Raw genomic sequence first — 12,698 nt, 5'->3', positions numbered from 1 at the left:
GACCATCGCCGCGAGCGGCCCCGGTCAGCCCGCCAGGTGGCCCCAGCGGTCCTCCAGCTCCCGCCACGTCCCCTGGTCCTCGACCTTGCCGGCGATCAGCACGACCACCCGGTCGGCCTGGCTCAGCGCCGCCCGCTTGGAGGTCGAGCCCACCACCGTGACCCCGTGGGAGCGCAGCGCCCGCCACAGGTCAAGCTCGGTGGTGACGTCGAGCGCCGAGGACACGTCGTCGGCGATCAGCAGCTCGGTGCGCGGCGCCAGGGCCCGGGCGAGCGCCAGCCGCTGCAGCTGGCCGCCGGAGAGCCGGGTGCCCTTGTGCCCGATCAGCAGCTGGAGCCCGCCGCCGGCCGCCGCCAGGTCGTGCTCGAGCTGCGCCGTGGACACCGCGTCGGCGGCGTCCACCTCGTGGCCGAGCCGGATGTTGTCGGCGACCGTGCCGGAGAGCACGCGCGGCAGCTGGGCCACGTAGCCGACCTGGTTGGGCCGCAGGAACACCTCGGGCTCGCCGACCGGCTCGCCGTTCCAGCGCAGCTCGCCGACGTGGTGCACGATGCCGGCCAGCGCGCGCAGCAGCGACGACTTGCCGGAGCCCACGGGCCCCACCACGAGCACCAGCTCGCCGCGCGTGACCGTCAGGTCGACGTCCTGGACGCCGACCGTGCCGTTCTCGTGCACGGCGCTGAACCCGCGCAGCTCCAGCTTGCGCAGCGGGTTGCGCGGGGCGGTCGGCGGCGCGGGGGCGGTGCCGGCCGCCAGGTCGACGCCGGGCACGTCGGCCGAGTACTCCGCCACGCCGGTCATGGCGACCGTGCGGCGGGTCCACACCCGGGCCGAGGGCAGCTGCGACACCAGCGACGCCGTGGTCCAGGCGAACCAGCGGGCGGCGCCCAGCGTGGCGACCGCGATCAGGGTGGCCGCCGCCGACAGCGAGCCGGACAGGTACATGCCCCAGGCTGCGATCGGCAGCAGGCCGCTGGCGATCGACGGGGTGGAGCGCGCCCACACCTGGATGGCGATCTCGCGCCGCTGCAGCTCGCTGCGGGTGCCGTCGAGGCGGGCCAGATGGTCGAGCACCGGCTCGGTGGCGCCCGCGAGTTTAACCGTGCGGGCAGCCGACAGCGACGACACCAGGGCCGTGGCGAACGCCGCGCGCGCGGCCACCGTGCGGCGGGCGGCCGTCTCGAGCCGCGGGCCGAACAGCGTGGCCGCCAGCCCCGAGACGACCATCGTGCCGAGGAAGAACAGCGCCGGCACGAACGACTGCGACGCGAGCGTCATGGCGACGATCATCACCAGGCTGGTGGCGTTGTCGATGAGGTTGTCGGCGAGCATGACCACGCGCTCGGTGTCGCCGCCCTGCGCGACCACCTCGGCGGGGGTGTGCTTGCTGACCCGGCGCGGGCCGATCTGGCCGTGCACCAGGCGCAGGCTGATCCGCAGCATCTGGCGGACCCACCACTCCGGGAACCACGCGCCCGTGTAGTACAGCGTCGGGATCGCGACGATCAGCCCGGCCGCGATGCCGATCGCCGGGTACAGCGGGCTGCCCGCGTCGTCGACGACGTCGGCCCACAGCAGCGGCAGGATCGCGCCGTCGAGGCCCAGCAGCACCAGGAAGACGAACAGCGAGACCGCGCCCAGCCCGTACCGCTTGTCGTTCATGGTCAGCCGGGCGATCTCGCGCATCGTGCGGGCGCGCGGCGGCTCCGGCAGCGGTGGCGGATCGAGCGGGGGCAGCGTGTTGGCCAGCGCCTCGGCGCCCAGCTCGACCCGGGCCGCGGTGTCCCAGTCGTGCTCCTCGACCAGCACGGCGCCGCCGCCCGAAGTGGTCGCCGGGACCGCCAGGTTGCTGCTGGCCATGAGCTCGGCGAAGCGCCGCGACTCGCGCAGCGGGCCCGCCTCGAGCACCTCGCCGTCGGCGAGCACGACCACCTCGTCGCAGCGCTGCACGGACGACAGCCGGTGCGCCACGATCACGCCGATGCGCCCGGCGAGCAGGCGGTCGGTGGCGCGCTGCACCCACGACTCGGTGACCGGGTCCATCCGCGCGGTCGCCTCGTCGAGGATCACCACGTGCGGGTCGCGGACCAGGATGCGGGCGAACGCGACCAGCTGCTCCTGACCGGCCGACAGCTTGTAGCCGCCCTCGCCGAGCTTGGTGTCGAGGCCGTCGGGCAGGCTGTCCGCCCACGCGGTGAGCCCCAGCTCGTCGAGCGCACGGGCCGCCCCGGGCAGCAGCGCGGCGTCGAACAGGGCGATGTTCTCGGCCAGCGTGCCGGCGAGGATCTCCGTACGCTGCGGAACGATCGCCGTCCAGCGGCGCAGGCCCTCCACGTCGAGGTCGTTGAGGTCGACCCCGCCCAGGAACACGCTGCCGCGGGGCACGTCGACCGCCCGCGTCAGCACCTTGGCCAGCGTGGACTTGCCCGACCCGGTCCGGCCGATGAGCGCGTACGACCGGCCGCGCGCGAACGTGAGGCTGATGTCGCGCAGCGCCGGCGGCCGGGTGCTGTCCGCCTCGCCGTAACGGAACGTCAGGTTGCGGACGACCAGGTCGCCGTCCACCGGGGGCACGCCCTCGGTGGGCTCCTGCGGCACGTCCTGCAGCAGCTGCACGCGGCTCCACGCGCCCAGCGCGTTCTGCAGCTCGGGCACCATGCGGGTGACGTGCTCGAGCGTGCCGCCGAAGCCGAGCGCGAGCAGCCACACCGCCGTCAGCCGCGCGCCGTCGATGTGCTCGTTGATCAGCGCCCACGCGCCGACGACGACGAGAACCGCGATGAGCGTACGGGTGATCGCGCCCGCCCCCATCGTGATGCGCGCGGACGAGCGCCAGACGAGCCGCCCCCGCCGCAGCACCTCGGCGGCGCGTTGCGCGTACAGCCGCCGTACGTAGGGAGCCGCCAGGCTGGTGCGGACGTCGTCCTGACCGTGGATCGACTCCTCCATCACCGCGGCCAGATCCGACCAGGCCTCCTCCTCGGAGATCCGCAGCGGCGAGATGCGCTGGATCGGCTTGCTCAGCGCCAGGTAGAGGATGATCGACACGATCACCATGCCGATGCCCGCGGGCCACCACACGAAGAACGCGGTCACGATCGAGAACACCGCGACGGCCACCGACTGCGCGATCCGCACCCCGCTGCCGCGCAGCTGCGCGCCCACCTCGTAGACGTCGGCGTCGATGCGGTCGAGCAGCTCGCCGACCGGCGTGTTCTCGAGCGTCGGCAGGTCCTGCCCGAACGCCACCCGGTTGAGCCCGCGCCGGATCCGCGCCGCCCAGTCGGCCGTGAGCCGCGCGGCCACCAGCCCCACGAAGACGTCGCTGAGCACCGAGGCGACCAGCGCGGCCGCCAGTACCCCGAACAGCGGCGCCGACCGGTTGACGAGCACCTGGCCGGCCAGCGCCAGCGCGCCCGCCGACCCCGCCGCCCCGACCAGCACGAGCGCCGCGGCGAGCGCCGTGCGGCCTCTCGAGGTGGCCCATAAGTCGCGAAGCAGGCGCATGGAGATCGTCCTCTGCGGGGGTGGGGTGGGGTGGCGGTGCTTCCATCCTCACAACCCGGCAGATGGTGTTCAACGGAATTACGTCGCGCACCGGCATGGCGCCTGTCACCATCGGTCGTCGTGGTTCCCGCAGCCGTACGCGCCAAGGCCCTGGAAGCCGGGGCCACGGCCTGGCTGGCCGCCCTGCCCGCGCTGGCCGCCGAGCTGGCCGGTCGCTGGGGACTGCGCCTCGGCGACTCCTACGGCGACGCCACCGAGGCGTACGTCGTGGCGGCCACCCGGCCGGACGGCACTCCGGCCGTGCTCAAGCTCGTCGTGCCCCGCCCCGGCAACGCCGCGGATCACGAGATCGCCGTGCTGCGGCTGGCATCCGGCAGCGGGTGCGCCCGCCTGCTCCGGTGCGACCCGGCGCGGGGCGCGCTCCTGATCGAGGGTCTGGGCCCCGCGATGTCCACGCTCGGCCTGCCCCAGCCGCGGCGTCTGGAGCTGCTCTGCGACCTGGCCGCCGCGGTCCGGCGCTCGCATCCCGCGCAGGACTCCGCGATTCCCCTGCCGACCGGGGCGGACAGGGCCGCCCAGCTGTCCGCGGGCATCCGGCGCAGGTGGGCGGCGCTCGGGCGGCCGTGCTCCCGGGCGGCGGTCGAGCAGGCGCTGGCCGCCGCGGAGAGCCGCCGCCGCGCCCACGACCCGGCGCGGGCCGTCCTCAACCACGGCGACGTCCATCAGTGGAACGCGCTGCGGCACGGCGACGGCTTCAAGCTCGTCGACCCCGACGGCCTGTGGGCGGAGCCGGAGTGCGACCTGGGGGTCCTGATGCGCGAGGACCCGGTCGAGCTGATGGCCGGTGACCCGTGGGACCGGGCCCGATGGCTGGCCGCGCGCACCGGCACCGACCCCACGGCGATCTGGGAGTGGGGCTTGGCCGAACGGGTCAGCACCGGCCTGGTCCTGACCGCGCTCGGCGTGCAGCCGGTGGCCCGCGACATGCTGGCCGCGGCCGACGGCATAGCGTCCGGAGAACCACTCGGAGGATCGCGGCAGGGGAGGCGTGGACGGACATGAATGTTGATCACGACGAGGCGCGGGCGGCGTTCCTGGCCGGGCTGGACGCGTTCGTGACCTGTGCCGGGGACCTCGGCGACCGCGACCTCATGGCGGCCAGCCGCTGCACCGGCTGGACCGTCGGCGACGTGGTCGTCCACGTCCACCTCGGGCTTCAGGAAATGCTGCTGGGGCTGGTGAGCAGCACCGGCGAGCAACCCGGCACCGACGCCGCGACGTACTGGCAGGGTCCGCCGCCGGCCACCGACGACGAGGCCGACGAGGTCGCCGGCATACGGTTCGTCCGGCTGCTGGGCGCGGCCTACCGGCGGCCGTCCGGCGCGGTGCGCCACCTGCTGCCGACCGTGGCCGGCGTCCGCGCCGCCACCGCGCGGCTCGAGCCCGGCGCCGTGCGTTTCCAGGGGCACGTCCTGAGCAGCGGTGACTTCCTGGCCACCTGGGCCGTCGAGCTGGCCGTCCACCACCTCGACCTGGGGCGCGAGCTGACCCTGCCCCCGCCCGCACCCGCCGCGCTGCGGCTCGCCCGCTCGACCGTCGAAGCCCTGGCCGGCCGCGCCGCACCGGGCTCGTGGGCGGACGACACCACCGTGCTCCTCGGCGCCGGGCGCGTCCGGCCGGATGCTCGGCAGCAGGCGGAGGCCCCCGAGCTCACCGGCAAGCTCCCCGTCCTCGGCTGAGGCCGCTACTCCGCCCGGCCCGCTCGCAGCGTCAGCAGCGTGATCTCGCTGGGGGCGAAGATCCGGAACGGCGGCCCCCAGAACCCCGTCCCGCGGCTCGTGTAGAGCTGCGTGCGTTCGGAGTGACGCGACAGCCCCTGCAGCACCGGCTGGTCGAGGCGCACCAAGTAGTGGAAGGGCCACATCTGCCCGCCGTGGGTGTGACCGGAGATCTGCAGGTCGACGCCGTGCCGGACGGCGCCGGCGATCTGCGCCGGCTGGTGGGCCAGCAGCAGCACGGGCAGTGACGGGTCGGCGCCCTCGAGCGCCGCCGCGTGGTCGGCGTGGTGGCCGGGCACGCCCGAGCCGGCCGCCGTACGGTCGTCGACCCCCGCGACGACCAGCGAGTCGCCGCCGCGGGCGACCACCACGTGGCGGTTGTGCAGCGCCTCCCAGCCCAGCGCGGCCATGTGCTCGACCCAGCGCTGGGCGCCGCTGAAGTACTCGTGGTTGCCGGTCACGTAGACGCGGCCCAGCGACGCCCGGATGTCGGCGAGCGGGGCGGCCTGCTCGCGGCGCTGGGCGACCTCGCCGTCGGCGATGTCCCCGGTGTGCGCGACCAGGTCGGCGTCGAGCGTGTTGACGACCTCGGTGACGCGCCGCGACCAGCGCGCCCGGTCGATCGGCCCGTAGTGCGTGTCGGTGAGCAGCACCAGCCGCAGCCCGTCGAGGCCGCGGCCGAGCCGGGGCAGCACGACCTCGACCCGCCGGACCCGCGGCACCCGCCGGGCCTCGGCGTAGCCCCAGACCAGCAGGACCAGCGCGACCACCGCGACCGCGGCCGCCACGACGCGCGAGCGCGCCGGGTCGTCGACGCCGGCCAGGCGCAGCACCAGGCCGAGCAGCTGGCCCAGCAGGGACCAGACGAACAGCACCCAGACCACGCCGAGCATCGTGTCCGCGACGACCGCGGGACCGTCGCGATGCCGGGAGCCGTGCCCCGCGACCATCAGCGCCGGGAACGCGGCCACCGCCACCGCGAAGACCACCGTGCCGGCGACCCGCGCCAGGTCGGGCGCCCAGATCAGCGTCCACCACGGCACCCCGAACAGCAGCAGCAGCACCACCGCCAGGGTCAGCGCGAACCGGATCGCGCGCCCCGGCCGCCGGCGGCGCGGCTCGGTCTCGACTGCTTCACCCACGGACACGAGTTGAACTATGACACCTCAGGACGGGGGACTGCCCACTCCGCGCAGCAGCCCGGCCGGCACCACCAGGTCGGCGGCCGTCCGGGTGGCGGCGATCAGCTCCGCGTTGCGCTCGTCGGTGCCGGTCGCCCACTCGGTCGCCGCGGCCTCGTCCTTGCCGAAGCGCACGTGCCGCTCGATCAGCCGGCGCAGCCGCTCGGGCCGGTCGAGGTCGGCGTACCAGACCTCGGCGAGCAGCTCGCGCACCGGCCGCCAGTCGGCCGCCTCCAGCAGCAGGTAGTTGCCCTCGCTGACGATCAGCCGGGCCGCGCGGGGGATCGGGATGGCGCCGGCGATCGGCTGCTCGATGACCCGCTCGAACCCGGGCGCGTAGATCAGCTCGTCCCGGTCCTCGATCAGCCGGCGCAGCAGGGCGGCGTAGCCGAGCGGGTCGAACGTGTCGGGCGCGCCCTTGCGGTCGCGGCGCCCCAGCCGCTCCAGCTCGACGTCGGCCAGGTGGAAGCCGTCCATCGGCACGTGCGCCACCCACTGCCCGGCGCTCAGCCCGGGCGGCGGCGCGGGGGCGAGCGCGGCGACGAGCTCCTCGGCGAGCGTGGTCTTGCCGGCGGCGGGCGGCCCGGCGATGCCGAGCACCGCCCGGCGGCCGTCGGCGACCAGATTCCGGGCCCGCGAGACCAGCGCGTCGAACGTCAGCGTCATGGCGATCACGGTAACCGCGTCGGATCGAGGACACGTGTCTCCACCCGGGCGCCGCGAGGCCCTATACCGGTGCGGGGAACCACGGGGGAACAACATGATCACTGCGAGTGCCGTGGCCGCCGCGATGGCGGTCACGCTGATGAGCGCGGCTTCACCGGCGAGCGCGGTTCCAGCGGCGAGCGCGGTTTTACTGGCGAGCGCGGCTTCACCGGCGAGCGCGGTTTTACTGGCGAGCGCGGCTTCACCGGCGAGCGCGCCGGAGCCGGTGCAGCCCCGGGATGCCGGGGTGGCGGCCGGGCCGTTCGGCTCCGCGGTGGACCGGCGGGGCCGGGTCTACGTGACCGAGGGGGACACGTTGATCCGGCTGACGCCGCGCGGGCGCCGGGCCACCGTCGCCCGCTTCCCGAGCCGCATGGTGCCGGCGCCGGCGCGGCTGCCCGACGGCACGCCGCGCGGCATGCCGGTGCGGATGCCCGCGGTGCCCAGCGCGGTCGCCCGGGGGCCCGACGGGGCGCTCTACGTCGGCGAGCTGACCGGCTTCCCGTTCCCGCCCGGGCGGGCGCGCGTCTGGCGCGTCGTGCCCGGGCGCGCGCCCGAGGTGTACGCGGGCGGCCTCACCGCCGTGGTGGACCTCGCGTGGGGGCCGGGCGGGCTGTACGCGCTCGAGATCGCCCGGCACGGCCTGCTCAGCGGCGACCGCGCGGGCGCGCTGGTGCGGATCTCCCCGGACGGGCGGCACCGCACCGTCGCCGCCGACGGGCTGACCGCGCCCTCCGACCTGACCGTGCGCGGCGGCATCGCGTACGTCTCGACCTGCGGCGACTGCGCGGGCGAGGGGACCGTACGCAAGATCGTCCTAGCCGGGTAGCCCGAGGCGCAGCCCGGCCACGCCCGCGGGCGACAGCGGGCGTGCGGTCGCGCGCGACAGCTCCTCGCGGACGGCCGCGGGCAGCTCGTCGGCCAGCTCGCGCAGCCGGGGGTAGAGGTCGAGCACGTCGCGGTGGGTCAGCGCGCCCAGCCCGATCAGCAGACCATTGACCGCGCCCGGCGTGTGCACCAGCTCGGCGCAGAGCTCGCGGCGCCACCGGGGGTCGTCGACGCGGGTGGCGAACTCCCGCGCGATCCGGTTGCCCGCCGGCGACGGCTCCTCGGGCGCGGCGTGCCGCCCGGCGCGCGCGGGCACCGGGGCCAGGCGGCAGGCGATGCCGAGCAGCCGGGCGAGCTCGGGCACGGTCAGCACGTCGAGCCCGGACGCGCAGGTCTCGCACAGGCGGTAGTAGGTGGCGGCGTGCACGAGCGTCGCCGGCCGGGGGCAGTCTCCGAGCGGGCCGCACAGCCGGTCGAGGATGATCTCGGCGAGCGTGCCCTCGTGGTCGAAGCGGCCGACCCCGAAGTAGGCGGCGGGGGCGCTGCGATATCGGGTCAGAGCGGTCCGGGCACTGGTGAATCCGTCGGAAGCCACACTGATGTGCGGAACACCGCTCTCGGCCTGCAGCTGGATCAATCGGAACATATGCCGTCGCCCCCGGGGAGTGAAGGACCGTCGTCGACCGGGGGTACGGGTCCGGCGGCGCGACGGTTCACCGATCAGGGCCGTCTGCTGCGGAAATTCCGGCCGGTGAGCCGGAACGAGTCGTACGTGAGGGCGTGCAACGCATAGATGCCCGCCGCGACGACCACGAACATCGCCGCCAGCACGGCCGCCAGGTCGCCGTCGAGGGCGCGCCAGGCGGCCGGCAGCAGGGTCACCCCTAGCACGACGGCCGCCTGACAAGTAGCCTCCGCGCAGCGCAACGGATCGAATGTCATACCCTTCACCCTTCCGGGTGGGGAACCCCGCGCGCCTCCGCCCGGAGCGGGACCGGTCGGTACGACTTTCGGCAGAGGGGGATCGACCCGAAACCCGCACCATGCGCACCGGTTCCGCCTAGCGTGGAACCTCAGACCACAAGGCGTACGAGGACGACCGCGTGACCGTGACGACGAGGCCGGGCTGGGCCACCCTGCCGGCGCTCATGTACCACTCCGTGTCCGCCGTGGGCGGGCCGATGCGAGACCTCGCGGTGCCGCCCGCGCTGCTCCGCGAGCAGTTGCAGGCGCTCAGCGCTGCCGGGTACCGGCTGGTCGGCCTCACCGAGGCGCTCGACCTGCTGGCCGCCGGCAGCACCGACCGCCTGCTGGCCGTCACGTTCGACGACGGCTACCGCGACTTCCTCACCGAGGGCGTGCCGATCCTGCGCGAGACCGGCGCCGGCGCGACCCTGTACGCGTCGGTGGGCCACCTGGGCGGCACCGCCGGGTGGCTGGGCCGCTGGGCTCCCGACTTCGGGCCGATGCTGACCTGGGACGAGCTCGGCGAGGTGGCCGCCGCGGGCGTCGAGATCGGCAACCACAGCCTCATCCACCACCCGCTCGACGTGCTGCCCGCGCGGCAGCTGCGCGACGAGATCGCCCGCAGCCACGACGAGCTCGAGCAGCGCCTGCAGCTCAAGGTGCGGTCGTTCGCCTACCCGCACGGCTACAACAGCCGGCGGGTCCGCGACATCGTGGCGGCCACCGGGCACGAGAACGCGACCGAGGTCGGCCGCCGGCTGCACACGCCGGGGGAGAAGCGTCTGGCGGTCCCGCGGCTGCAGCCCACCCCCGACCACCGCGGCGCCGACCTGGTCGAGCTCGTCCGGCGCGGCGAGGGCGGGCTGATCCCCCGGGCCAAGCAGCTCGCGCAGCCCGGGTGGCGCGCGGTGCGCAAGGTGGCCCGCGCGTTCGGGCGCAACCTCACATGAGGCGCCGGGCCCTGCTGGGGCTGGCGGCCGCCGTGCCGCTGGCCGGCTGCGAGACGTACCGGTCGAACGACACGGTGCCGCCGGTGGCGTCGCACCCGCCCGCCACGGGCAGCGCCTCGTCCGCGAAGGCCGTGGTGACCGAGGGCGGCGGGGCGGTGCCGTTCCAGCGCGGCAAGGTCATGCTGGGGGCGTACGTCGATCTGCAAGGTCTGGGGGCCGGCGCGGGGATCGCCCTGCGCCGCCGTCAGCTGGGGCGCCCGGAACGCATCGTGCACCGCTATCTGTCGTGGACCGACCCGTTGCCGGTCTCGGTGGCGTACGTGCCCTCGAAGAGCACGCTGATGCTGTCGTGGCGGGGCCCGGCCTACTCCGAGGTCCTCGGCGGCGGCGCGGACAAACTGATCGCCAAGGCCGCGCGGCGGATGGCCCAGCGGAAGCGGCCCACGCTGATCCGCTGGGCGTGGGACATGAACCGCGACTTCTACAAGTGGGGCGGACCGGCCAACAACCGCGACACCGCGGGCTACGTCAAGGCGTACCGGCGGATCCACGGCATCTTCCGCGACGAGGGCGCGGACAACGTGTCGTGGGTGTGGAGCCCCAACTGGAATTCGCGGCCCGGCGAGTCCTGGAACGCCTACACGAACTACTATCCGGGTGATGAGTACGTCGACTGGGCCGGGGTGTCCGGCTTCGCCCAGACCCAGTCGCCGGGTGAGATGTTCGACGAGTTCTACGCCACGTACGCGACCCGGAAGCCCATCATGATCAGCGAGGTCTCGGCGGTGGACCGGGGCGGCAGCACCAAGCCCGACTGGATCACCTCGTTCCGCGACTGGATGAAGGCGCACCCCGCGGTCGGCGCGGCGGTCTGGTTCGACACCGACACGCACCCGAGCTCGCGGGAGAACTGGCGCATCGACTCGACGGCCGCGACGCTGGCGGCCTACAAGGCGATGTCGAACGACCCGGTCTTCACCGGGTGACCGGGGGAGCACACCGGACGGGCCGCCCCAACCACCGCGCCCCGTCCGGTCCCCGCCGCCGGTGGCTGGCCCTGTTCGTCGTGCTGGTGCTCACCGGCGCCGTGGCCGCCGGATACCGCACCTGGTTCTACGAGGGCGCGCCCGACGTCGAAGCCGCCGGACCCGGCTACTGGGTGTCGACCCGCGGCTCCGACGACGCCGACGGCAGCCCCGGCGACCCGTGGAAGTCGATCGCGCACGCCGTGCAGGTGGCGCCCGCCGGGTCGAAGATCTTCGTGCGCGAGGGCACGTACGCGCCGTTCGTCGTCTCGCGGCCGAACCTCACCGTGACCAGCGCCCCCGGCGAGCACGCGACCGTCGAGGGCGTCTCGGGCGTCCGGGACGGGATCCTGGTCGGGGCCGCCGGCACGACCATCACCGGCCTGACCGTCCGCGGCTGCGTGCCCAAGCCGAACGCCGACGTCAACATCAACGGCGACCACGGCAGCGGCATCCGCGTGCACAAGACGAGCAAGGTGACGATCAGCGGGGTCACCGTGCGCGACAGCCACGGCGAGAACGCGGCCGGCCTGCCGGTCGGGTGCTACGGCATCCTGGTGACCGACTCCGAGGACGTCCGGGTCACCGGCTCGGAGGTCATGAACAACGGCGCCGGCATCGGCGTGACCGGCGGCGGCAAGGGCGTGCTGGTCGACAACAACGACGTGCACGACCAGGACCGGATCATCCAGAACAGCGACCAGGACGGCGACGACTTCGGCGGGTACGGCCTGTCGGCCACGTTCCTGTCGGCCAAGCCCGGCCCGGTGTTCCGCGACAACAAGGTGCGCCGCAACCACGGCCCGTCGCAGGACTACGGCATCGACGGCGGCGGCATGGAGATCTACGACGCCGCCAACGTCACGATCAGCGGCAACACGTTCGAGGCCAACGACGGCGTGATGGAGACCGGCACCGGCAACGGCGGCGGCTGCGCCAACAACGTCTTCTCCGGCAACAAGGCCGTCGGCGGCACCGGGCCGGCCGGGTTCGAGAACGACACCGGGCTGGTGCTGCGGTGCGCGGCCGGGCTGACGGTCAGCGGCAACACCTTCAGCAACATGGACAAGTTCACGTTCCTGATGGCCACCGGCTCGGACTTCGCCGGCAGCATCGAGGGCCTGCGCATCACCGGCAACACGGTGACCCGCAACGACAGCGCGGCCGTCTTCCGCCTGCAGATCGACGGCGGCGCCTCGCCCAACATGGTGATCGACAAGAACACGTACGAGACCGGCGACAACAACTTCGCCGTGCTCAACGGCTCGACCTCCGAGGCCTCCGTCCCGTACGACCAGTGGGTCTCACGCACCGGCTTCGACAAGGCCTCGCAGCTCAAGCGCTAGGGCGTTCGCCAGCCTGCGTCGCGGCAGGCCTTGGTGAGGGCGGTGGAGGCGGTGCGCCAGTCGGCGTTCGTCTCGTCGGCGCGGCGGCCCAGCTCGAGGGCGCGGTTGCGGATCGCGTCGTTCTCGGTCTCGGCGGCCGACGCGGTGACCTTGTCGGCCAGGGCCAGGCGGGCGGTGTCGCTGCGGGCCCGGCCGGCGCCGGCGGCGAAGTCGTCGCAGGCGCGCACCGCGGCGTTGTCGAGGGTGCCGGCTTCCTCGGTCCCGCCGCCGCGGGCCTGGCTGACGAGCAGGGCGACGCCCGCGAGGCCGGCGACCGCCAGCACGGTGAGGGCCCGCCTGCTCATCTTGAACTTCAGCTTCACGGCTAGAGGCTATCCGGACACCGGGTGCGGATGGTGCCTTCACTCACGAA

General features: G+C 74.3%; 12 protein-coding genes. 6 read left to right on the top strand and 6 right to left on the bottom strand.

The genetic code is table 11. From position 1 onward, the window contains the following. Positions 1–24: 24 nt before the first annotated feature. Complete coding sequence (locus ACSNN8_RS22125) at positions 25–3,507, bottom strand: ATP-binding cassette domain-containing protein (RefSeq protein WP_436651176.1); 3,483 nt, start codon at positions 3,505–3,507, stop codon at positions 25–27. A 120-nt stretch (positions 3,508–3,627) separates the two neighbouring features. Between ACSNN8_RS22125 and ACSNN8_RS22120 the strand changes: the two genes are divergently transcribed. Beyond that, complete coding sequence (locus tag ACSNN8_RS22120; RefSeq protein ID WP_436651175.1) at positions 3,628–4,569, top strand: aminoglycoside phosphotransferase family protein; 942 nt, start codon at positions 3,628–3,630, stop codon at positions 4,567–4,569. Further along, entirely contained in the window at positions 4,566–5,246 is a 681-nt protein-coding gene (locus tag ACSNN8_RS22115; protein ID WP_436651174.1) for a maleylpyruvate isomerase N-terminal domain-containing protein, read from the top strand. The genes ACSNN8_RS22120 and ACSNN8_RS22115 overlap by 4 nt, the downstream gene beginning before the upstream one ends. 5 nt (positions 5,247–5,251) lie before the next feature. Here the strand turns inward: ACSNN8_RS22115 and ACSNN8_RS22110 are convergent, their stop codons facing one another. Together ACSNN8_RS22110 and ACSNN8_RS22105 are read right to left on the bottom strand one after the other, a co-directional pair. Next, positions 5,252–6,433, bottom strand: a complete 1,182-nt coding sequence (locus ACSNN8_RS22110) for a metallophosphoesterase (protein ID WP_436651173.1) — start codon at positions 6,431–6,433, stop codon at positions 5,252–5,254. A gap of 18 nt (positions 6,434–6,451) precedes the next feature. Next, positions 6,452–7,132 (bottom strand): nucleoside/nucleotide kinase family protein, encoded by a 681-nt coding sequence (locus tag ACSNN8_RS22105; RefSeq protein ID WP_436651172.1) that lies wholly within the window; start codon positions 7,130–7,132, stop codon positions 6,452–6,454. Positions 7,133–7,226: 94 nt separating this feature from the next. Between ACSNN8_RS22105 and ACSNN8_RS22100 the strand changes: the two genes are divergently transcribed. Beyond that, a complete protein-coding gene (locus ACSNN8_RS22100; protein WP_436651171.1) occupies positions 7,227–8,000 on the top strand; it encodes a ScyD/ScyE family protein in 774 nt (257 codons plus the stop codon). Here ACSNN8_RS22100 and ACSNN8_RS22095 read toward each other — a convergent pair. Then, the gene (locus tag ACSNN8_RS22095; protein ID WP_436651170.1) at positions 7,989–8,594 is read right to left on the bottom strand and encodes a hypothetical protein; all 606 of its coding nucleotides are present in this window, start codon (positions 8,592–8,594) and stop codon (positions 7,989–7,991) included. The two genes, ACSNN8_RS22100 and ACSNN8_RS22095, sit on opposite strands and share 12 nt — an antisense overlap. A gap of 125 nt (positions 8,595–8,719) precedes the next feature. Next, positions 8,720–8,941 carry a hypothetical protein gene (locus tag ACSNN8_RS22090; protein ID WP_436651169.1) on the bottom strand — a complete coding sequence of 74 codons (222 nt, stop codon included), beginning with the start codon at positions 8,939–8,941 and terminating at the stop codon, positions 8,720–8,722. 161 nt (positions 8,942–9,102) lie between these two features. Between ACSNN8_RS22090 and ACSNN8_RS22085 the strand changes: the two genes are divergently transcribed. Genes ACSNN8_RS22085 through ACSNN8_RS22075 form a run of 3 tightly spaced genes read left to right on the top strand, consistent with a single transcriptional unit; the run spans position 9,103 to position 12,286 of the window. Beyond that, positions 9,103–9,915 carry a polysaccharide deacetylase family protein gene (locus ACSNN8_RS22085; RefSeq protein ID WP_436651168.1) on the top strand — a complete coding sequence of 271 codons (813 nt, stop codon included), beginning with the start codon at positions 9,103–9,105 and terminating at the stop codon, positions 9,913–9,915. Beyond that, positions 9,912–10,901 carry a glycoside hydrolase family 26 protein gene (locus ACSNN8_RS22080; RefSeq protein ID WP_436651167.1) on the top strand — a complete coding sequence of 330 codons (990 nt, stop codon included), beginning with the start codon at positions 9,912–9,914 and terminating at the stop codon, positions 10,899–10,901. Before ACSNN8_RS22085 ends, ACSNN8_RS22080 begins: the two co-directional genes overlap by 4 nt. Next, complete coding sequence (locus ACSNN8_RS22075; protein WP_436651166.1) at positions 10,898–12,286, top strand: right-handed parallel beta-helix repeat-containing protein; 1,389 nt, start codon at positions 10,898–10,900, stop codon at positions 12,284–12,286. Before ACSNN8_RS22080 ends, ACSNN8_RS22075 begins: the two co-directional genes overlap by 4 nt. Here the strand turns inward: ACSNN8_RS22075 and ACSNN8_RS22070 are convergent. Next, positions 12,283–12,648 carry a hypothetical protein gene (locus ACSNN8_RS22070; protein WP_436651165.1) on the bottom strand — a complete coding sequence of 122 codons (366 nt, stop codon included), beginning with the start codon at positions 12,646–12,648 and terminating at the stop codon, positions 12,283–12,285. The two genes, ACSNN8_RS22075 and ACSNN8_RS22070, sit on opposite strands and share 4 nt — an antisense overlap. Positions 12,649–12,698: the final 50 nt, after the last annotated feature.

The sequence above is a fragment of the Actinoplanes sp. URMC 104 genome, from assembly GCF_051386375.1.
GTDB lineage: Bacteria > Actinomycetota > Actinomycetes > Mycobacteriales > Micromonosporaceae > Actinoplanes.
Note: the sequence above shows the minus strand (reverse complement) of the source record. Positions and strands in the feature narration are given on the sequence as shown.